This is a genomic window from Burkholderia territorii (assembly GCF_001718335.1).
Taxonomy (GTDB): Bacteria; Pseudomonadota; Gammaproteobacteria; order Burkholderiales; family Burkholderiaceae; genus Burkholderia; species Burkholderia territorii.
Genome location: NZ_CP013366.1, coordinates 501238 through 522538, shown reverse-complemented (window position 1 = coordinate 522538; position 21301 = coordinate 501238). Strand labels below are relative to the sequence as shown.

Below are 21301 nucleotides of genomic sequence, written 5' to 3'. Positions count from 1 at the left end.
CATCCTTGTTACCTTTCCTTTACCGCAACTTGAGGGTGGACAGACCGAACAGGCACAGCATCAGCGTGATGATCCAGAAACGCACCACCACCTGCGTTTCCTTCCAGCCGGACAATTCGAAATGGTGATGCAGCGGCGCCATCTTCAGCAGGCGCCGCCCTTCGCCGTAACGCTTCTTCGTGTACTTGAACCACGACACCTGCAGCATCACCGACAGCGTTTCCGCGACGAAGATGCCGCCCATGATGAACAGCACGATTTCCTGGCGCACGATCACCGCGACCGTGCCGAGCGCGCCGCCGAGCGCCAGCGCGCCGACGTCGCCCATGAACACCTGCGCGGGGTGCGTGTTGTACCAGAGGAACGCGAGCCCTGCCCCGCCCATCGCGGAACAGAAGATCAGCAGCTCCCCGGCGCCCGGAATGTGCGGAAACAGCAGGTATTTCGAATACACCGAGCTGCCCATCACGTACGCGAACACGCCGAGCGACGCGCCGACCAGCACGACCGGCATGATCACGAGACCGTCGAGGCCGTCGGTCAGGTTGACCGCGTTGCTCGCGCCGACGATGACGAAGTACGTCAGCACGATGAAGCCCCAGACGCCCAGCGGGTAGCTGATCGACTTCAGGAACGGCAACATCAGGTCGGCCCGCGCGGGCAGCCCCATCGACAGGCCGCTCCTCACCCAGGCCATGAACAGGTCGAACACGCGCACGTTGTTCGCCTCGGACACGCTGAATGCGAGGTAGACCGCCGCGAACAGCCCGATCACCGACTGCCAGAAATACTTTTCGCGCGACGACATCCCGCGCGGGTCCTTGTAGACGACCTTGCGGTAGTCGTCGACCCAGCCGATCACGCCGAAGCCGAACGTCACGAGCATCACGATCCAGATGAAACGGTTCGTCAGGTCGCCCCACAGCAGCGTCGCGACCGCGATACCGATCAGGATCAGCACGCCGCCCATCGTCGGCGTGCCGGACTTGACGAGATGGCTCTGCGGGCCGTCCTTGCGCACGGCCTGCCCGACCTTCATTTGCGTCAGCTTGCGGATCACCCACGGTCCGCACACGAGCCCGATCCCGAGCGCGGTGATGGTAGCCATCACCGCACGGAACGTCAGGTACGTGAACAAGCGCAAAAAGCTTGCGTCTCCTTGCAGCCATTGCGCCAGCGCCAGCAGCATGCTTCCTTCCTTCTACTCAGTGTGCAGCGGGCACCGTGCCCGCCGCGGATTGTTTCGTCAGCGCGTCGACCACGCGCTCCATCTTCATGTACCGCGAACCCTTCACGAGCACCGTCGCGCGCGCGCCGTAGCCCGCCGCGAGCAGTGCCGTCACCAGCGCGCCGACGTCGTCGAAATGCCGGGCCGTGTCGCCATACGCGGTGCAGGCATCGCGCGACGCATCGCCGAGCGCGAACAGCGCATCGATGCCGCGCTCGCGCGCATACGCGCCGATCTCGCGGTGAAACGCCGGGCCTTCGTCGCCGACCTCGCCCATGTCGCCGATCACCAGCACCCGCGGCGCCGGTTGCGCGGCCAGCACGTCGATCGCCGCGCGCATCGAATCGGGGTTCGCGTTGTAGGTGTCGTCGACGACCGTTGCGCCCGCGAGGCTGCCGACGTCCGCCTGCCGGACCTGCAAACGGCCCTTGACCGGCTCGAACGATTCGAGGCCCTGCTTGATCGCAGCCAGCTCGATACCGGCCGCGAGCGCCGCGGCCGTTGCCGCCAACGCGTTGCGTGCGTTGTGATCGCCGAGCGCGCGCAGGCGTACCGTCACCGGGCCCGACGGCGTGTCGATCGCAAGCTCGCCGCCGTGCAAGCGGCCCGTGACCTGCGCCTCGACCTGCCGTTCGGCGTCGTGCAGCGCGAAATCGAGAATCCGGTTGCCGGTCGCCGCGACACGCCAGATTCCGGCGTACGCATCGTCGGCCGGAAACACCGCGACGCCGTCCGGCGTCAGCGCGTGGATCACGGCCGCATGTTCGAGCGCGACCGCCTCGACCGTCGCCATGAACTCCTGGTGTTCGCGCTGCGCATTGTTGACGAGCGCGACGGTCGGCGCCGCGAGGCGCGCGAGCACTTCGGTCTCGCCCGGGTGATTCATTCCGAGCTCAATCACCGCGACGCGATGCGCGCCCGACAGGCGCAGCAGCGTCAACGGCACGCCGATGTCGTTGTTCAGGTTGCCGGCCGTCGCCAGCCGCGCGTCGGCGCCGACGGCCGCCGCAAGGATCGACGCGATCATTTCCTTGACGGTCGTCTTCCCGTTGCTGCCCGTCACCGCGACGAGCGGCACCGCGAAGCGCTTGCGCCAGCCATGCGCGAGCGCGCCGAGCGCCGCGCGCGTTTCCCCGCCCTCGATGACCGGCATTGCAAGGCCCGCCGGCGCGTGCGCGACGAGCGCCGCGGCTGCACCTCGCGCGGCCACGTCGCCGAGGAAGTCGTGCGCGTCGAAGCGCTCGCCTTTCAGCGCGACGAACAGGTCGCCCGGGCCGACCGTGCGGCTGTCGGTGGACACGCGCTCGAACGTGGTGTCCGGATCGCCGTGCACGGAGGCACCGGCAATCAGGCGCGCGGCTTCGCCGAGACTGAGCATCGTCATTCGCCGCCTCCCTTGCCGTGCGTCGCGCGTGCCGCAAGCGCGAGCCGCGCGTGATCCTGATCGGAGAACGTGCGCTTCTTGCCCATGATTTCCTGCGTCGCCTCGTGACCCTTGCCGGCCAGCACGACGACATCCTCGCGGGCGGCGCCGCGCACGGCTTGCAGGATCGCGCTCGCGCGATCCTCGATGCGGCGTGCGCGATCGGGCGCGGTCATCCCCGCGATGACCTGGTCGATGATGCGCTGCGGATCCTCGCTGCGCGGATTGTCGCTCGTGACGACGACTTCGTCGGCGAGCCGCTCGGCGATCGCGCCCATCAGCGGACGCTTCGTCGCATCGCGATCGCCGCCGCAGCCGAACATGCAGATGAGCCGCCCGCCGCGCGCCGCCGCGATCGGGCGCAACGCGTCGAGCGTCTTGTCGAGCGCATCGGGCGTGTGCGCGTAGTCGATCACGACCAGAGGTTCGTCGTTCTGCAGCCGGCCGCCAAGGCGCTGCATGCGCCCGTTGACGGACTCGAGCCGCGCGATCTCCGCGACGGCCGCGTCGAACGGCACGTCGGCCGCGAGCAGCGAGCCGAGCACCGCGAGCAGGTTGCTGACGTTGAACGTGCCGAGCGTGCCGACTTCGACGTCCGCTTCGCCCCACGACGAGCGCAGGCGGAAAGCCGTGCCCGTGGCGGTCGCGCGCACGTCGAGCGCGACCAGCTCGCGATCGGCGTCGGCTGCTTGCGCGTCGCCGATACCGTAGGCGATCGTGCGCACACGGCCGCCAAGCTTCTCGAGCAGGCGGCGGCCGGCTGCGTCGTCGCGATTGACGACCGCAGCGCGCAGCCCGCGCCACGCGAACAGCTTCGACTTCGCGGCTTCGTACGCGTCGAACGTGCCGTGATAGTCGAGGTGATCCTGCGTGAGGTTGGTGAAGACGGCAATGTCGAATGCCGTGCCGTTCACGCGGCCCTGATGCAACGCGTGCGACGACACCTCCATCGCGACGGCCTTCGCGCCTGCGTCGTGCAACTGCGCGAGACTGCGCTGCAGCTGCGGCGCGTCCGGCGTCGTGAAGCCGGTCGGCACGAGTTGCCCCGGCATGCCGCTGCCGAGCGTGCCGATCAGCGCGCACGGCTGGTGCAGCGCCGTCAGCGCGGCTGCGATCCAGTGCGTGCAGGACGTCTTGCCGTTGGTGCCGGTCACGCCGACGACGAGCAGGCCGTCGCTCGGGTCGCCGTACCAGCCGCTGGCGATCTCGCCGGCCAGCTGGTCGAGCGCCGGCACCGCGAGCGCGACGGGCGCCGCCGGTGCGGCTTCGAGGCCCTCCGGCTGATACAGCACGGCGGCCGCGCCGCGCGCGACGGCATCGGAAATGAAGGCGCGATTGTCTGCCCCGTCGACTGCATAGCCGAGGAATGCGTCGCCCGCCTGCAGGCTGCGCGTGTCGGCATGCAGTTGCGCCGCGGGGGCCACATGCTGGCGCAGCCACGCAAGCGCGGCCGCGATCTGCTGATGCGCCGGATGGGAACTGCGAGCGGCGCTCATCGAACAACTCCTGGTGAATTACGTGTCGTGCTGGATACGATCATATGCTTCGCACCGCTGCCCGCGGCGAGCTTTTGCGGGCCCGTCCCGGCGGGCGCGCCGGGTGCGTCGTCGGACACGACGAGCTGCTTGATCGGCATGTTCGGCGGCACGTTCAGCGCGCGCATCGTATCGCCCGCGATCGCCGAGAATACGGGGCCGGACACCTGGCCGCCGAAGTGGCTGCCGGCGGTCGGTTCGTCGACCGACACGGCAACGACGATGCGCGGATTCGGCATCGGCGCCATGCCGACGAACGACGCGCGGTACTTGCGCGTGTAGCCGTGGCCTTCGTGCTTGTAAGCGGTGCCGCTCTTGCCGCCGACGCGATAACCGGGCACGGCCGCATCGGGCGACGTGCCGCCCGGCGCCACCACCGTTTCGAGCATCGCACGCACCTCGCGCGCAGTGGTCGGGTTGAACACCTGCGTGCCCACGACCGGCTGGTTGGGGTCGGTCTTGAAAATGGTCACCGGCATCAGCTCGCCGTCATGCGCGATCGCCGTGTATGCGCGCGCCAGCTGGAACAGCGACACCGACAGGCCGTAGCCGTACGACATCGTCGCCTGCTCGATGCGACGCCAGCTCTTCCACGGACGCAGGCGGCCGGCCACCGCGCCGGGAAACCCGACCTTCGGCGCCTGACCGAGGCCGATGCTCGTATACATATTCCACATTTCCTCGGGCCGCATCGTCATCGCGATCTTCGTCGCGCCGATGTTGCTCGACTTCTGGATCACGCCGCCGACCGTCAGCGTGCCGAAACCCGCATCGTCGGTGATCGGTGCGCCGTCGAGCACGAAGTGCCCGTTGCCCGTCTCGACGAGCGTGTTCGGCGTCACGCGGTGCAGGTCGAGCGCGAGCGACACGGTAAACGGCTTCATGATCGAGCCCGGCTCGAACACGTCGGTCATGATCCGGTTGCGCAACTGCTCGCCCGTCATGCGCGAACGATCGTTCGGGTTGTACGTCGGGTAGTTGACGAGCGCCAGCACCTCGCCGGTACGCACGTCGACGACCATCGCCGCGCCGGCCTTCGCCTTGAACTTCTCGACGGCGGCCTTCAGGTTCGCATACGCGATGTACTGGATCTTGCTGTCGATCGACAGGTCGACGTCGGTCCCGTTGTGCGGCGGAATCTGCTCGGCGACGTCCTCGACGATGTGCCCCATCCGGTCCTTGATCACGCGGCGCACGCCGGACGTGCCGGACAGCAGCTTCTGGTCGCCGAGCTCGACGCCTTCCTGGCCTTCGTCCTCGACGTTCGTGAAGCCGATCAGGTGAGCGGTGATCTCGCCTTCCGGATAGAAGCGCTTGTATTCGTTGCGCTGATAGATGCCGGGAATGTCGAGCGCGGCGACCTTGTCCGCCACGTCGATGGGCACCTGGCGCTTGACGTAGACGAAGCCCTTGTCTTCCGACAGCTTCACGCGCAGCTCCTTCGGCGTCATGCCAAGGAGCTTGCCGAGCTGATTGATCTTGTCCGCGCCGAGATCGTCGGGCACCGCGTCGGGAATCGCCCAGATCGCGCGCACGGGCAGGCTCGTCGCGAGCACGAGCCCGTTACGGTCGAGGATCTTGCCGCGCGTGGCCGGCAGCTCGATCGTGCGCTGGTAGCGGCTCTCGCCCTGCTTCTGATAGAAGGCGTTGCCGGGCCCCTGGATCCAGAACGCCCGCGCGGCGAGCGCGACGAACGCCATGAACAGCAGGAACACGACGAGTTTCGAGCGCCACATCGGCAGGTGCACGCCGAGCACGGGGCTCGACGAGAACTTCACGTCCTGGCGCTTTTGCGACGGCTTCATCGCGCGCCTCCGCGGCCCTTCGTGGCCGTGTCGGCCGACGCGGGAATCGGCGCATCGATCGCCTTCGCGGCGCCCGGCGGCAGCGTCAGGTACTGGGTGCGACCGGTCGTGATCGGCTGCATCTTCAGCGAATCGTTCGCGAGCTGCTCGATGCGCGACGTCTTCGACAGCGCGCTCTGCTGATATTGAAGCTGCGCGTAGTCCTGCTGGAGCTGACGCTCCTGCGACTGCGCGCGCTGCAGCTGGATGAAGATCTGGCGCTGCTGGTTCGTCGAGTTGACGACCGACAGTGCGCAGCCCATCACGATGATCAGCAGGAAGATGTTGAAGCGGCTCATGGCGTGACGCGCTCCGCGATGCGCATCACGGCCGACCGGGCGCGCGGGTTCGCGGCGACTTCCGCGTCGCTCGGGAACTGGCGGCTGATGATCTTGAGCGGCGGGCTCGGGAGGTCGACGGCGCGGATCGGCAGGCGACGATCGACCGCAGGCGCACTCGCGTGCGCCTGCATGAATCGCTTGACGATCCGGTCCTCGAGTGAATGAAAGCTGATGACCACCAGCCGCCCCCCTTGCTCCAGCAACGACAATGCCGCGTCTAGTACGACTTGCAGGTCCGCAAGCTCTTGATTGACGTGAATCCGTATAGCCTGAAAGGTGCGGGTTGCCGGATCCTTGCCCTTCTCACGGGTTTTGACGACGTTACCCACGATTTGGGCAAGCTCGCCCGTGGTGTCGAGAGGCCCAAGACGGTCGGACTCTGCCCGGCGAGCAACAAGCGCCTTTGCAATCTGAAAAGCAAACCGTTCTTCCCCATAATCCCGTATCACCTCCGTCAATTCCTGCACCGAAGCCCGAGCGAGCCACTCGGCCGCCGACTCGCCGCGCGTCGGATCCATACGCATGTCCAGCGGGCCATCGGCGCGAAAGCTGAAGCCGCGCGCCGGATCGTCCACCTGCGGCGAGGACACGCCCAGGTCCAGCAACACCCCCGACACCTTCTCGACACCGCGCGCCGCAAGCGCGTCGCGCATCGATGCAAAGCTGTCATGCACGATCGAGAAGCGCGCATCCTCGATGCGCTGCGCCGTCTCGATCGCCCTCGGATCCTTGTCGAACGCGATCAGCCGGCCGGCCGGCGCCAGCCGCGCGAGCACCGCGCGGCTATGGCCGCCGCGCCCGAACGTGCCGTCGACATAAATGCCGTCCGGCCGCGTCACGAGCGAATCGACCGCTTCGTCCAACAGCACGGTCCGATGCTGCAATTCGTTTCCCATCGCGGGCGTCTCCGTCACCGCAATCAGAACGTGAAATTCTTCAGCGCGTCGGGCATGCCCTGCGCCATCGCTGCCTGCTCCTTCGCGATGTAGGTCTGCGAATCCCACAGCTCGAAGTGACTACCCATTCCCAACAACATGACTTCCTTTTCCAGTCCGGCCGCCATTCGCAGCTCGGGCGATACGAGAATCCGGCCTGCGCTGTCGAGATCGACGTCCATCGCATTGCCGAGAAAAATTCGCCGCCACCAATGAGCGTCCATCGGCAGTGCGGCGATCTTGGCGCGGAACACTTCCCATTCGGGGCGCGGAAACAGCAACAGGCAGCCGTCCGGGTGCTTGGTCACAGTCACCCGTCCTTCTGCCTGTCCTTGCAGCGCTTCGCGATAGCGAGCCGGCACCGACATCCGCCCTTTCGCATCGAGCGTCAGCGCCGACGCCCCTTGGAACACGTTCCGCTCTCCCGTTCAGGGCACCGAAGCACCCGCTCAATGCTCGAGAATTTAGCCCGAATAGCCCGCCAAATCACACAAAAATACACTTTCTCACACTGTCTCCCACTTTAGTGGAAGGGTTTGGCACGGTCAAGGGAGCGGCCCGGATTTTTGACGAATTTTGTTAGTTAGAACAAGGACTTACGCGCGCATGCTCATGCGGCCCCTCATACCAAAAACCGTTATAAATGAATGAGCTAGTGCAACTTGTGAAGGTGATACGTGAGAAAGACGGGCCAGACTGGCGTGCGGAAGGGGCTTCGGGGGCGGGAAAACGCGGAAAAAACGGGCGGTATCGAGGACGGCGGACCGGGACGGCATCGCGCGCCGCCCCGGCCCGAATGTCAGAGATAGTACGCAGTGCTCGTCATGACTTTCGATGCGGCGCGCATCAGCATCCGTGCGGGCAGCGGCAACTCGACGCCGCCGGCATCGGTCGCGGCCTTGCCGTGCTTCACCTCGTCGAGCCGCATCTGCTCGACGATCGCACGCGACGCCGTGTCGGTCGCGGGCAGCTCGGACAGATGCCCGTCGAGATGGCTCTCGACCTGGCGCTCCGTCTCGGCCATGAAACCGAGGCTGACCTTGTCGCCCAGCGTGCCGGCGACGACGCCGATCGCAAGCGCGCCAGCGTACCACAGCGGGTTGAGCAGACTCGGGCGCGAATCGAGTTCCTTCAGCCGATGGGCAGTCCACGCGAGATGATCCTCCTCCTCGCGCGCGGCCTCCTCGAACATCGCCTTCGACGACGACGAGCGCGCGGTCAGCTTCTGCGCCTGATAAAGCGCCTGCGCGCAGACCTCGCCGACGTGGTTCACGCGCATCAGTCCGGCGGCATGCGTGCGCTCCGCGGGCGTCAGTTCGGCGGCCGGCGGCTCCGCCGGCGTGGGCACCGGCCGGCTCATCCGGCTAATGCCGGTCAGCGATCGCAGGCCGCGATCGAATTCGCTGATCAGTTCATCCAACACCATCGTGTTCTCCTGGCTGCGTGTGCTGCCGCGGGCGGCAAGGGCACGTGCTCCGCTGCGTAACCGACTTGATTATTCAGCGGAAATTGCGGTTAACCCGTGATTTTAACCATTGTTGCATAAAGGAAACATGGCAACCTTGCGCCACGGCATTTCGCTTTGTCGGAAAAAACGGCTTTGCTACATTACGTGCGACTTCTTGCGAAGTTGATGGGGCGCGTCAACACAACATAACTATCCGCCCCGCCAAAAAAATTCAGTGATTCTTGGAGATCCGTTAATGAAAAAGTCGCTTCTCGCGCTCGTCGCGCTGGGCGCGTTCGCTGGCGCAGCTCATGCGCAAAGCAGCGTGACGCTTTACGGCATCATCGATGAAGGCCTCATCTTCAACAACAACGCCAAGGGCGGCCACCTGTACGGCCTGGCAAGCGGCGTGATGCAAGGCAGCCGCTTCGGCCTGCGCGGCACCGAAGATCTGGGTAGCGGGCTGAAGGCGATCTTCGTGCTCGAAAACGGCTTCGACGTCAATTCCGGCAAGCTCGGCCAAGGCGGCCTGATGTTCGGCCGTCAGGCTTACGTCGGCCTGTCGAGCCAGTACGGTACGGTCACGCTGGGTCGCCAATACGACTCCGTCGTCGACTTCGTCGGCCCGCTCGAGGCAGGCGACCAGTGGGGCGGCTACATCGCGGCTCACCCGGGTGACCTCGACAACTTCAACAACGCATACCGCGTGAACAACGCGGTCAAGTACACGAGCCCGACCTACGGCGGCTTCTCGTTCGGCGGCCTGTACAGCTTCGGCGGTCAAGCCGGCCAGTTCTCGAAGAACCAGGTCTGGTCCCTCGGCGCCGGTTACAACAACGGTCCGCTGGTGTTGGGTGTCGGCTACTTGAACGCACGCACGCCGGCAAACTTCGGCGGCATGTTCAACACCGGCGCGTCGGCTGCGGCGACGGCGGTGTCGTCGCCGGTCTACGGCGCGTATGCGAACAGCGCGAACACGTACCAGGTCATCGGTGCGGGCGGTGCGTACACGTTCGGCGCAGCGACGATCGGCGCGACGTACTCGAACACGAAGTTCAAGGGCTTCTCGGTCGGTCCGTTCGTGAACCAGACCGCGACGTTCAACAACGGCGAAATCAACTTCAAGTATCAGCTGACCCCGGCGCTGATCGTCGGCGCGGCGTATGACTACACGCAAGGCAGCAAGATCGACGGCAACTCGGCAGCCAAGTATCACCAGGGCTCGCTGGGCGTCGACTACTTCCTGTCGAAGCGCACGGACGTCTACGTGATCGGCGTGTATCAGCACGCATCGGGCAACGCGCTCGATTCGAAGGGCAATGTCATTCCGGCCACCGCATCGATCAACGGTCTCGATCCGTCGAGCACGAGCAACCAGGTTGCAGCGCGCGTCGGCATCCGTCACAAGTTCTAATCAGCTTGCCTGACAAGCCGCAGCATATTGAAGGCGCCTTCGGGCGCCTTTTTCTTTTGCGGCCATGAAGCGGTGTGGGAGGAGAACGGGACGATCGCCCGTACGGGGCGTGCCATCGACGTGAATGCCACGGCCGCTCGTCTGCACCCTGCACCCTGCACCCTGCACGCAGGGTATCGCATCAAGCGTGTGGCGGATCACGGTCGCCGCTGAGTCGGCCTGACGGCTCCGTCGACCATGGCGCCTCCCGGTAGAACGCGTACCGTTCCCGCGACCGTCGAATCACGGCGCGGAAGCCTCGCTGCAGCATTACAAATGAAAAAGCCCGGCACTTGCCGGGCTGACTGGTTCCACTTCGGCGTTACGCGCGTCCGTCGCGCAATTCGCGCCGCAGGATCTTGCCTACGTTCGTCTTCGGCAGCTCCGTGCGGAACTCGACGAGTTTCGGCCGTTTGTAGCCAGTGAGACGCTCCTTGCAGTACGCGAGGATGTCCTTGTCGGTGAGCGCCGGATCCTTCTTCACGACGAACAGCTTCACGGCTTCGCCCGAGTGCTCGTCCGGTACGCCGACCGCCGCCACCTCGAACACGCCCGGATGCGACGCCACCACGTCCTCGACCTCGTTCGGATACACGTTGAAACCGGATACCAGGATCATGTCCTTCTTCCGGTCGACGATCTTCACGTACCCGCGCGCGTCCATCACGCCAACGTCGCCGGTCTTGAAGAATCCGTCCGGGAACATGACCTTCGCGGTTTCCTCCGGACGATTCCAGTAGCCGGCCATGACCTGCGGCCCGCGGATGCAGATCTCGCCCGGCTCGCCGAGCGCGACGTCGTTGCCGGCGTCATCGCGGATGGCCACTTCGGTCGACGGCAGCGGCAAGCCGATCGTCCCGCTGTATTCGGTCGCGGTCACCGGATTGCAGGTCGCGACCGGCGAGGTCTCCGACAGACCGTAACCCTCGACGATCGCCGTATGGGTCTTCTCGTACCAGCGTTTCGCGACGCCTTCCTGGATCGCCATACCGCCGCCGTTGGCGATCACGAGCTTCGACAGGTCGAGCTGGTTGAAGTCAGGATGGTTCAGCAGGGCGTTGTACAGCGTGTTGACGGCCGGAATCGTCGAGATCTGATAACCCTTCAACTCCTTGATCATGCCGCCGATGTCGCGCGGATTCGGGATCAGGATGCCCATGCCGCCCGTGCGCATCGTCAGGAAACCGCACACCGTCAACGCGAACACGTGATAGAGCGGCAGCGCGACGACCGTCACGAACTGTTTCACCTCAGGGTACTTCTCGTGCGCGGGATGGTGCCATGCGCCGGCCTGCAGCACGTTCGACACGATGTTCCGGTGCAGCAGCGTCGCGCCCTTCGCGACACCCGTCGTACCGCCCGTGTACTGGAGGAACGCGACGTCGTCGGGGCCGAGCTGCTGCGGCTTGAAGGTCTGCCGCGCGCCTTCGGACAGCGCGGCCTTGAAGCGCGTGAACGACGGAAGCTGCCACGCCGGCACCATCTTCTTCACATTGCGCACGACATAATTGACGAGCCAGCCCTTGATACCCAGCAGATCGCCCATCGACGCGACCACGACATGCTTGACCGCGGTATTGGCGATGACGGCCTGCAGCGTCGACGCGAAATTCTCGAGGATGACGATCGCCTCCGCCCCGCTGTCCTTGAGCTGATGCTCGAGCTCGCGCGGCGTATAGAGGGGATTGACGTTGACGACGGTGAAGCCCGCACGGAGCACTGCGACGATCGCCACCGGGTACTGCAGCACGTTCGGCATCATGAGCGCGACGCGCGCGCCGCGCTTCAGGCCGCGGGACTGCAGCCACGCGCCGAACTGGCGCGATAGTGCATCGAGCTCGCCGTACGTGATGCTCTTGCCCATGCAGACGAACGCCTTGCGGTCGCGATACTGCTTGAAGCTCTCGTCGAGAAGATCCGGAATGGAAGGATACGGGGACGCGTCGATTTCGGCTGGAACGCCGGGCGGGTACGATTTCAGCCAAATTTTATCCATACTGCGCGTCTCCTCACTGATTTTCGAATGGTCGTGCTAAAACGCATCGTAGCGGCTCGCCCACCCCGAGACAACAGGGTTAGATGCCCACTTCCAACTTTCGGGCAGAATCGTCTGATGATATCTCGAAGTTCGGTCAAATCCGCTCAACTTCCACCAGACAATCGTAAAAAGTCGCCGAGTTGCCGAGATCGGTCAGCGCCTGGCTCGTCACCTCGTTCGCGTTTCGCCCATCCGGCGACAATTTCTTCCACCAGATCGACAGCCCGACGACGAGCCCCGCTCGCGCACGATCAGTCACTCGCGCAACCGCCTGCATCGATCCGCGGTCGTTGAAGATGCGCACGATGTCGCCCTCGCCGATGCCGCGCGCGTCTGCGTCTTCCGGGTGTATGTCGAGGTGCGGCTGGCCTTCCGTACTGCGCAGGCTGTCCACGTTCACGAACGTGCTGTTCAGGAAGTGACGGGCCGGCGGGGAAATCATCGCCAGTGGGTAGCGCGCGGCGAGTTCCGGCGCCGCCTCCGCAGATTCGAACGGCGGCAGGTAATCGGGCACCGGGTCCATGCCCATCTGCTCGAGTCGCGCACTGTAGAACTCGCATTTGCCGGACGGTGTACGGAAACCGCCATTTGCGAAAGGCGCGTCCGCCAACTTCAGTTTGAGCCAGCCGGCACGCTTCAACGTTTCCCAATCACTGTCGAGCGCCGGATCGTCCCAACGCAGCGCCACCCGCGCGACCTGTTCGTCGCTGTGATAAAGCGCCGGCTCGTCGAGCTCCATGCTGCGTGCGATGCCGCGAAAGATTTCCGTGTTCGGCCGCGCCTCACCGACGGGCGGAATCGCCGGGAGATTTGCCATCACGTAGGTATGGCCATACGACTTGTGGACGTCGAGATGCTCGAGTTGCGTCGTGGCCGGCAATACAATATCGGCGAAATCGGCCGTATCTGTCTTGAAGTGCTCGAGAACGACCGTGAACAGATCTTCGCGCGCGAATCCGGCGGCGACTTTCGACGAATCGGGCGCGACCGCGACCGGATTCGAGTTGTAGACGATCACCGCTTCGACCTTGGGGCCGAAGGTTGCGTCGCCCGGGTGCAGCAGCGCGTCGCCGATCGCATTCATGTTGATGACGCGCGGCAGTGTATGAGGCCAGCCGGGCATCAGGTCCGGACGCTGCAGCCCCGCGTGATTGACCGGTGCGGATTCGGACGATGACAGCAGCAGCCCGCCAGCCCGATCGCGCCACGCGCCTGTCAGCGCGGGCAAGCTTGCAATCGCGCGCACGGCATTGCCGCCGCCGCGCACGCGCTGCATGCCGTAATTGAGGCGAATCGATGCCTTGCGGGTCGCACCGTAAAGGCGTGCGAGTTCGATCAGTTCCGATACTTCGATGCCGCAGATTTGCGCGACACGCTCCGGCGGATAGGACAGAGCTCGCGCCTTGAGCGCATCGAAGCCGATCGTATGGCGCGCGATGTAATCGTGATCGAGCAGATCTTCGGTAATCAGCACATGCATCATGCCGAGCGCGAACGCGCCGTCGGTGCCCGGTTTCAACGCGATGTGCTGATGGCATTTTTCTGCCGTCAGCGAGCGGTAGGGATCGATTGCGACCAGACGGGCGCCTCGCCGCTTGGCTTCTTGCGCCCGGGTCCAGAAATGCAGGCTGGATGCGATCGGGTTGGCGCCCCAGATCAGGATCAGCTCGCTCTCCTCGAAATGCTCGAGATGCATGCCGATGCTGCCGCCATACGTATAGCGCAGCCCTGCCGCACCGGCCGCGGAGCAGATGGTCCGCTCGAGCCGCGACGCACCGAGTTTATGGAAGAACCGCTGCGCAATGCTGTCGCCCTGCACGAGTCCCATCGTTCCCGCGTAGCTGTATGGCATGATCGCCTCCGGCGCGCGCGCTGCGATTTCCCCGAGACGTCGGCCAATCTCGTCAAATGCGTCGCTCCAGCTGATCGGCACAAAGCGCCCTTCTCCCTTCGCGCCGACGCGCTTGAGGGGCACGGTAAGCCGGTCGGGATGATGAACGCGGTCGGCATACCGGCTGACTTTCGTGCACAACACGCCCTGCGTAGGCGGATGGTCGGGGTCACCCGTAACCTTGATGGCTCGGCCGTTTTCGACGGTCACGCGCATCGCGCACGTATCCGGACAATCGTGCGGGCAAACGGCCCGAGCTATCTGAGTGGCGACGTTCATCGTTCGGGATGCGACTGAATGGAGATTCGCAAATTTTACGTGGGTGGACCCGATAAGGCCTCATTTCACATGAATTTTGCGTCTATGCGGTTTCGCCCGAAGCGGTACGAGCCGTCTGTGTGGCCGGAAATTGCAGCGATGAAGGCGGGATGAGTTCGGGATGAGGAAGCGGGGATTCAAGGTACGCCACTCGAACGACACGTGCGGAGGTTCGGTTACCTCCGCGCGCATTTGCGCCGCTCAAATGCAAAAACCCCCGCCTGTTTGGGCGGGGGTTTCTGGCTTGAGGGGAGCCTGACGATTACCTACTTTCACACGGGAATCCGCACTATCATCGGCGTAGAGTCGTTTCACGGTCCTGTTCGGGATGGGAAGGGGTGGGACCGACTCGCTATGGTCATCAGGCAAAGGGGGTTGTCCTGCTGGCGTGGCCAACAGAACCAATCCTGGAAGAAGCAGTAATCTTGGGTTGTGTGTATCACACACGAGAATCCAACTTGTCCGACGCGCTCATCTTGGCGCGAGACAGACTTGTTATAGGATCAAGCCTTACGGGCAATTAGTATCGGTTAGCTGAACGCATTACTGCGCTTACACACCCGACCTATCAACGTCCTGGTCTCGAACGACCCTTCAAGGGGATCTAGTCCCCAGGGATATCTCATCTTAAGGCGAGTTTCCCGCTTAGATGCTTTCAGCGGTTATCTCTTCCGAACATAGCTACCCGGCGATGCCACTGGCGTGACAACCGGTACACCAGAGGTTCGTCCACTCCGGTCCTCTCGTACTAGGAGCAGCCCCCTTCAAATATCCAACGCCCACGGCAGATAGGGACCAAACTGTCTCACGACGTTTTAAACCCAGCTCACGTACCTCTTTAAATGGCGAACAGCCATACCCTTGGGACCGGCTACAGCCCCAGGATGAGATGAGCCGACATCGAGGTGCCAAACACCGCCGTCGATATGAACTCTTGGGCGGTATCAGCCTGTTATCCCCAGAGTACCTTTTATCCGTTGAGCGATGGCCCTTCCATACAGAACCACCGGATCACTATGACCTGCTTTCGCACCTGCTCGACTTGTCGGTCTCGCAGTTAAGCACGCTTATGCCATTGCACTATCAGCACGATTTCCGACCGTACCTAGCGTACCTTCGTACTCCTCCGTTACGCTTTGGGAGGAGACCGCCCCAGTCAAACTGCCTACCATGCACTGTCCCCGACCCGGATCACGGGCCAAGGTTAGAACCTCAAACAAACCAGGGTGGTATTTCAAGGACGGCTCCACCGAAACTAGCGTTCCGGTTTCATAGCCTCCCACCTATCCTACACAGATCGGTTCAAAGTCCAATGCAAAGCTACAGTAAAGGTTCATGGGGTCTTTCCGTCTAGCCGCGGGTAGATTGCATCATCACAAACACTTCAACTTCGCTGAGTCTCGGGAGGAGACAGTGTGGCCATCGTTACGCCATTCGTGCAGGTCGGAACTTACCCGACAAGGAATTTCGCTACCTTAGGACCGTTATAGTTACGGCCGCCGTTTACCGGGACTTCAATCAAGAGCTTGCACCCCATCATTTAATCTTCCGGCACCGGGCAGGCGTCACACCCTATACGTCCACTTTCGTGTTTGCAGAGTGCTGTGTTTTTATTAAACAGTCGCAGCCACCAGTTTATTGCAACCCCTTCACCCTCCTGGCGCAGGCCAGTCAAGCTACAAGGGCGTACCTTATCCCGAAGTTACGGTACCAATTTGCCGAGTTCCTTCTCCCGAGTTCTCTCAAGCGCCTTAGAATACTCATCTCGCCCACCTGTGTCGGTTTGCGGTACGGTCATCGTTAGACTGAAGCTTAGAGGCTTTTCTTGGAACCACTTCCAATTGCTTCGCTCCCGAGGGAGCTCGCGCCACACCCTTGAATTACGCGCCCGGATTTGCCTAAGCGCCTTCTCCAATGCAGCGACCGGGACTTCCAACACCCGGACAACCTTCCGCGATCCGTCCCCCCATCGCATCTAACGACGGTGCAGGAATATTGACCTGCTTCCCATCAGCTACGCATTTCTGCCTCGCCTTAGGGGCCGACTCACCCTACGCCGATGAACGTTGCGTAGGAAACCTTGGGCTTACGGCGAGGGGGCCTTTCACCCCCTTTATCGCTACTCATGTCAGCATTCGCACTTCCGATACCTCCAGCACCCTTTACAAGGCACCTTCGCAGGCTTACGGAACGCTCTCCTACCATGCGTGCAAGCACGCATCCGCAGCTTCGGTATATAGCTTAGCCCCGTTACATCTTCCGCGCAGGACGACTCGATCAGTGAGCTATTACGCTTTCTTTAAAGGGTGGCTGCTTCTAAGCCAACCTCCTGACTGTTTTAGCCTTCCCACTTCGTTTCCCACTTAGCTATATTTGGGGACCTTAGCTGGCGGTCTGGGTTGTTTCCCTCTTGACACCGGACGTTAGCACCCGATGTCTGTCTCCCGTGATTGCACTCTTCGGTATTCGGAGTTTGCTATGGCGGGGTAATCTGCAATAGACCCCCAACCATGACAGTGCTCTACCCCCGAAGGTGAGACACGAGGCACTACCTAAATAGTTTTCGGAGAGAACCAGCTATTTCCAGGTTTGTTTAGCCTTTCACCCCTATCCACAGCTCATCCCCTAACTTTTCAACGTTAGTGGGTTCGGACCTCCAGTACGTGTTACCGCACCTTCATCCTGGCCATGGATAGATCACCTGGTTTCGGGTCTACGCCCAGCAACTGAACGCCCTATTCGGACTCGCTTTCGCTACGCCTGCCCTATACGGTTAAGCTTGCTACTGAACGTAAGTCGCTGACCCATTATACAAAAGGTACGCCGTCACCCCTTGCGAGGCTCCGACTGTTTGTATGCATGCGGTTTCAGGATCTATTTCACTCCCCTCCCGGGGTTCTTTTCGCCTTTCCCTCACGGTACTGGTTCACTATCGGTCGATCACGAGTATTTAGCCTTGGAGGATGGTCCCCCCATCTTCAGACAGGATTTCACGTGTCCCGCCCTACTTGTCGCACACCTAGTTCTTTCATACTGTTTTCGCCTACAGGGCTATCACCTGCTATGGCCGCACTTTCCAGAGCGTTCGGCTAACAATACAAATAAAGAGTGCAAGGCTCATCCCATTTCGCTCGCCACTACTTTGGGAATCTCGGTTGATTTCTTTTCCTGCGGTTACTTAGATGTTTCAGTTCACCGCGTTCGCTTCGCATGGCCTATGTATTCAGCCATGGATACTCCATACGGAGTGGGTTTCCCCATTCGGACATCCCCGGATCAAAGCTTGTTTGCCAGCTCCCCGGGGCTTTTCGCAGGCTACCGCGTCCTTCATCGCCTGTGATCGCCAAGGCATCCACCACATGCACTTGTTCGCTTGACCCTATAACGAGTCTGTCTCTTCGACAGTCGCTACAGGTTGAGTTCTCGCGTTGTGCCGTATTCCAATTAGAGTCGAACATGAAGTTCGAATCATCTTGAGATACATCGATACAATCACAACCCGGATAGTTTCCACGTCCATCTCAAAGACGCTTCCGCTATCCAAATTACTTACTTCTTCCAGATTGTTAAAGAACGACAGCCGATATGGTGTTACTCATATCACTCTGACTGGCTCAATCGCCAATGACAAAGACTCGACCCAAGTCGAACGCTTGTCATTGAGGGTTGGTGGAGGCAGACGGGATCGAACCGACGACCCCCTGCTTGCAAAGCAGGTGCTCTCCCAGCTGAGCTATGCCCCCATGTACAGAATTCCTCAGGTGTGTACCGCCACACAAGACGGTGGTGGGTCTGGTTGGATTCGAACCAACGACCCCCGCCTTATCAAGACGGTGCTCTAACCGACTGAGCTACAGACCCCTGAGTCTGTCTTTAATTTACAGCCGATAAGCGTGAGCGCTCAATTTTGCGAGATAGCTCTGGAAAGGAGGTGATCCAGCCGCACCTTCCGATACGGCTACCTTGTTACGACTTCACCCCAGTCATGAATCCTACCGTGGTGACCGTCCTCCTTGCGGTTAGACTAGCCACTTCTGGTAAAACCCACTCCCATGGTGTGACGGGCGGTGTGTACAAGACCCGGGAACGTATTCACCGCGGCATGCTGATCCGCGATTACTAGCGATTCCAGCTTCATGCACTCGAGTTGCAGAGTGCAATCCGGACTACGATCGGTTTTCTGGGATTAGCTCCCCCTCGCGGGTTGGCAACCCTCTGTTCCGACCATTGTATGACGTGTGAAGCCCTACCCATAAGGGCCATGAGGACTTGACGTCATCCCCACCTTCCTCCGGTTTGTCACCGGCAGTCTCCTTAGAGTGCTCTTGCGTAGCAACTAAGGACAAGGGTTGCGCTCGTTGCGGGACTTAACCCAACATCTCACGACACGAGCTGACGACAGCCATGCAGCACCTGTGCGCCGGTTCTCTTTCGAGCACTCCCGCCTCTCAGCAGGATTCCGACCATGTCAAGGGTAGGTAAGGTTTTTCGCGTTGCATCGAATTAATCCACATCATCCACCGCTTGTGCGGGTCCCCGTCAATTCCTTTGAGTTTTAATCTTGCGACCGTACTCCCCAGGCGGTCAACTTCACGCGTTAGCTACGTTACTAAGGAAATGAATCCCCAACAACTAGTTGACATCGTTTAGGGCGTGGACTACCAGGGTATCTAATCCTGTTTGCTCCCCACGCTTTCGTGCATGAGCGTCAGTATTGGCCCAGGGGGCTGCCTTCGCCATCGGTATTCCTCCACATCTCTACGCATTTCACTGCTACACGTGGAATTCTACCCCCCTCTGCCATACTCTAGCCTGCCAGTCACCAATGCAGTTCCCAGGTTGAGCCCGGGGATTTCACATCGGTCTTAGCAAACCGCCTGCGCACGCTTTACGCCCAGTAATTCCGATTAACGCTTGCACCCTACGTATTACCGCGGCTGCTGGCACGTAGTTAGCCGGTGCTTATTCTTCCGGTACCGTCATCCCCCGGCCATATTAGGACCAAGGATTTCTTTCCGGACAAAAGTGCTTTACAACCCGAAGGCCTTCTTCACACACGCGGCATTGCTGGATCAGGCTTTCGCCCATTGTCCAAAATTCCCCACTGCTGCCTCCCGTAGGAGTCTGGGCCGTGTCTCAGTCCCAGTGTGGCTGGTCGTCCTCTCAGACCAGCTACTGATCGTCGCCTTGGTAGGCCTTTACCCCACCAACTAGCTAATCAGCCATCGGCCAACCCTATAGCGCGAGGCCCGAAGGTCCCCCGCTTTCATCCGTGGATCGTATGCGGTATTAATCCGGCTTTCGCCGGGCTATCCCCCACTACAGGACATGTTCCGATGTATTACTCACCCGTTCGCCACTCGCCACCAGGTGCAAGCACCCGTGCTGCCGTTCGACTTGCATGTGTAAGGCATGCCGCCAGCGTTCAATCTGAGCCAGGATCAAACTCTTCAGTTCAAACCTGTTACTGTTTTCGGTTCTTTCGAACCGGTCGCTCACTCAAAGCTGACAGGAATATGAACCACTTCATAAACCTGACTTACTTTAGTGTGAGACTCTTGATACTTTTGCTATCTGATCCGAGGATCAGCTCGCCGCCATCAAGCGCCCACACTTATCGGCTGTTAATTTTTAAAGAGCATTTCTGCGGGAAACCTGGAGTTTCCCAACAGCGCTGCGTTTTCAGCAGCAGAGAAGCGAGATTATGAACCGCGTTTCTCGGTTCGTCAACAACTTTTTGAACTGCTTCGTTGCGACGACCGGGGTTCAACTTCGTGTGCGCCGGCGGCTCTACAGCCAGCCCAACCGCACCGCTTCCCTTCTTCCTCCGCGCCGCGTTACCGTTAGCGCGAAAGAGGCGTGATTCTATGCACCCGCCCCCGTCTCCGCAAGCCCTTTGTGAAAATATTTTGAAAAGCGCCCGTGCGCTGTCGCGCACGGGGGCTTCGGGCTCGGTGCACCGGACGATCTACCGACGACCGGCGCCCATCAGCCAGTCGCCGCCCAAATCAGCGGTTCTTGAACACCGGCTTGCGCTTTTCGACGAATGCCGCCATCCCTTCCTTCTGATCTTCGGTCGCGAACAGCGAATGGAACAGTCGACGCTCGAAATGCACACCCTCGGCCAGCGTCGTCTCGTAGGCGCGATTCACCGACTCCTTGACCATCATGATCGCCGGCAGCGAAAACTCGGCGATCGTCGTCGCAGCGGCAATCGCTTCGTCAAGCAGTTTGTCGGCCGGCAGCACGCGCGACACGAGCCCCGCCCGCTCCGCCTCGGCTGCGTCCATGAAGCGCGCCGTCAGGCACATGTCCATCGCCTTCGCCTTGGACACCGCACGCGGCAGGCGCTGCGTGCCGCCCGCGCCCGGCATCACGCCCAGCTTGATCTCGGGCTGGCCGAACTTGGCCGTATCCGCCGCGAAGATGATGTCGCACATCATCGCGAGCTCGCAGCCACCGCCAAGCGCAAAGCCAGCCACGGCAGCAATGATCGGCTTGCGAATCTCGCGGACGGTCTCCCAGTTGCGCGTGATGTAGTCGCCGCGATAGACATCCATATAGGAATAGGTCGCCATCATGCCGATGTCGGCCCCGGCCGCGAACGCCTTCTCGCTTCCCGTCACGACAATCGCGCCGATTCCGTCGTCCGCGTCGAACGCTTTCAGCGCAGCGCCCAACTCATCCATCAGCGCATCGTTCAACGCATTCAGCGCCTTCGGACGGTTCAGCGTGATCAGCCCGACTCGCCCCCGGGTCTCCACCAGGATGTTCTCGTAAGACATCTATTTCTCCTCGATCAATGAAATGAGAAACGCCTCGCACATGCGAATAGTTTGATGCTACCA

At 61.8% G+C, this 21301-nt stretch carries 12 protein-coding genes, 2 tRNA genes and 3 rRNA genes; 1 reads left to right on the top strand and 16 read right to left on the bottom strand.

Annotation, left to right across the window (positions count from 1 at the left end):
• Positions 1-19: 19 nt before the first annotated feature.
• From mraY to coq7, 8 genes are all read right to left on the bottom strand, one after another.
• Positions 20-1189 carry a phospho-N-acetylmuramoyl-pentapeptide-transferase gene (gene mraY, locus WS51_RS13150; RefSeq protein WP_059451891.1) on the bottom strand — a complete coding sequence of 390 codons (1170 nt, stop codon included), beginning with the start codon at positions 1187-1189 and terminating at the stop codon, positions 20-22.
• A gap of 16 nt (positions 1190-1205) precedes the next feature.
• Entirely contained in the window at positions 1206-2612 is a 1407-nt protein-coding gene (locus WS51_RS13145) for a UDP-N-acetylmuramoyl-tripeptide--D-alanyl-D-alanine ligase (protein WP_069229293.1), read from the bottom strand.
• Entirely contained in the window at positions 2609-4147 is a 1539-nt protein-coding gene (locus tag WS51_RS13140; RefSeq protein WP_069229292.1) for a UDP-N-acetylmuramoyl-L-alanyl-D-glutamate--2,6-diaminopimelate ligase, read from the bottom strand. The genes WS51_RS13145 and WS51_RS13140 overlap by 4 nt, the downstream gene beginning before the upstream one ends.
• Positions 4144-5991 (bottom strand): peptidoglycan D,D-transpeptidase FtsI family protein, encoded by a 1848-nt coding sequence (locus WS51_RS13135; protein ID WP_059506875.1) that lies wholly within the window; start codon positions 5989-5991, stop codon positions 4144-4146. The genes WS51_RS13140 and WS51_RS13135 overlap by 4 nt, the downstream gene beginning before the upstream one ends.
• Entirely contained in the window at positions 5988-6329 is a 342-nt protein-coding gene (gene ftsL / locus WS51_RS13130) for a cell division protein FtsL (protein ID WP_059506874.1), read from the bottom strand. The genes WS51_RS13135 and ftsL overlap by 4 nt, the downstream gene beginning before the upstream one ends.
• Positions 6326-7267 (bottom strand): 16S rRNA (cytosine(1402)-N(4))-methyltransferase RsmH, encoded by a 942-nt coding sequence (rsmH, locus tag WS51_RS13125; protein WP_059451886.1) that lies wholly within the window; start codon positions 7265-7267, stop codon positions 6326-6328. Before rsmH ends, ftsL begins: the two co-directional genes overlap by 4 nt.
• 23 nt (positions 7268-7290) lie before the next feature.
• A complete protein-coding gene (gene mraZ / locus WS51_RS13120) occupies positions 7291-7719 on the bottom strand; it encodes a division/cell wall cluster transcriptional repressor MraZ (protein WP_006400450.1) in 429 nt (142 codons plus the stop codon).
• Between the two features lie 386 nt (positions 7720-8105).
• Positions 8106-8732, bottom strand: coding sequence for a 2-polyprenyl-3-methyl-6-methoxy-1,4-benzoquinone monooxygenase (gene coq7 / locus WS51_RS13115; protein WP_069229291.1), 627 nt, complete (start codon positions 8730-8732; stop codon positions 8106-8108).
• Between the two features lie 277 nt (positions 8733-9009).
• On the opposite strand from coq7, the gene WS51_RS13110 reads away from it, so the two are divergent.
• Complete coding sequence (locus WS51_RS13110) at positions 9010-10167, top strand: porin (RefSeq protein ID WP_059506872.1); 1158 nt, start codon at positions 9010-9012, stop codon at positions 10165-10167.
• 361 nt (positions 10168-10528) lie between these two features.
• Here the strand turns inward: WS51_RS13110 and WS51_RS13105 are convergent, their stop codons facing one another.
• The 8 genes from WS51_RS13105 to WS51_RS13070 all read right to left on the bottom strand — a co-directional run bounded on the left by WS51_RS13105 (position 10529) and on the right by WS51_RS13070 (position 21238).
• A complete protein-coding gene (locus tag WS51_RS13105) occupies positions 10529-12202 on the bottom strand; it encodes a long-chain fatty acid--CoA ligase (RefSeq protein WP_059506871.1) in 1674 nt (557 codons plus the stop codon).
• Between the two features lie 136 nt (positions 12203-12338).
• Complete coding sequence (locus WS51_RS13100; RefSeq protein ID WP_069229290.1) at positions 12339-14414, bottom strand: molybdopterin-containing oxidoreductase family protein; 2076 nt, start codon at positions 14412-14414, stop codon at positions 12339-12341.
• A 292-nt stretch (positions 14415-14706) separates the two neighbouring features.
• Positions 14707-14819 (bottom strand): 5S ribosomal RNA (gene rrf / locus WS51_RS13095).
• 133 nt (positions 14820-14952) lie between these two features.
• Positions 14953-17832, bottom strand: a 23S ribosomal RNA gene (locus WS51_RS13090).
• Between the two features lie 288 nt (positions 17833-18120).
• Positions 18121-18196: transfer RNA gene (locus WS51_RS13085), tRNA-Ala, on the bottom strand.
• A gap of 41 nt (positions 18197-18237) precedes the next feature.
• Positions 18238-18314, bottom strand: a tRNA-Ile gene (locus tag WS51_RS13080).
• 63 nt (positions 18315-18377) lie between these two features.
• Positions 18378-19910, bottom strand: a 16S ribosomal RNA gene (locus tag WS51_RS13075).
• Together the 16S, 23S and 5S rRNA genes with 2 tRNA genes alongside form the textbook arrangement of a ribosomal RNA operon.
• A gap of 551 nt (positions 19911-20461) precedes the next feature.
• Positions 20462-21238 carry an enoyl-CoA hydratase gene (locus WS51_RS13070; protein WP_059449732.1) on the bottom strand — a complete coding sequence of 259 codons (777 nt, stop codon included), beginning with the start codon at positions 21236-21238 and terminating at the stop codon, positions 20462-20464.
• Positions 21239-21301 lie beyond the last annotated feature (63 nt).

Excerpts from the sequence above, each read along its gene's own strand:
- rsmH (WP_059451886.1), bottom strand. The coding sequence starts at position 7,267 with ATGGGAAACGAATTGCAGCATCGGACCGTGCTGTTGGACGAAGCGGTC.
- WS51_RS13070 (WP_059449732.1), bottom strand. The coding sequence starts at position 21,238 with ATGTCTTACGAGAACATCCTGGTGGAGACCCGGGGGCGAGTCGGGCTG.
- WS51_RS13135 (WP_059506875.1), bottom strand. The coding sequence starts at position 5,991 with ATGAAGCCGTCGCAAAAGCGCCAGGACGTGAAGTTCTCGTCGAGCCCC.
- mraY (WP_059451891.1), bottom strand. The coding sequence starts at position 1,189 with ATGCTGCTGGCGCTGGCGCAATGGCTGCAAGGAGACGCAAGCTTTTTG.
- coq7 (WP_069229291.1), bottom strand. The coding sequence starts at position 8,732 with ATGGTGTTGGATGAACTGATCAGCGAATTCGATCGCGGCCTGCGATCG.
- WS51_RS13145 (WP_069229293.1), bottom strand. The coding sequence starts at position 2,612 with ATGACGATGCTCAGTCTCGGCGAAGCCGCGCGCCTGATTGCCGGTGCC.
- WS51_RS13140 (WP_069229292.1), bottom strand. The coding sequence starts at position 4,147 with ATGAGCGCCGCTCGCAGTTCCCATCCGGCGCATCAGCAGATCGCGGCC.
- WS51_RS13100 (WP_069229290.1), bottom strand. The coding sequence starts at position 14,414 with ATGAACGTCGCCACTCAGATAGCTCGGGCCGTTTGCCCGCACGATTGT.
- WS51_RS13105 (WP_059506871.1), bottom strand. The coding sequence starts at position 12,202 with ATGGATAAAATTTGGCTGAAATCGTACCCGCCCGGCGTTCCAGCCGAA.
- WS51_RS13110 (WP_059506872.1), top strand. The coding sequence starts at position 9,010 with ATGAAAAAGTCGCTTCTCGCGCTCGTCGCGCTGGGCGCGTTCGCTGGC.
- ftsL (WP_059506874.1), bottom strand. The coding sequence starts at position 6,329 with ATGAGCCGCTTCAACATCTTCCTGCTGATCATCGTGATGGGCTGCGCA.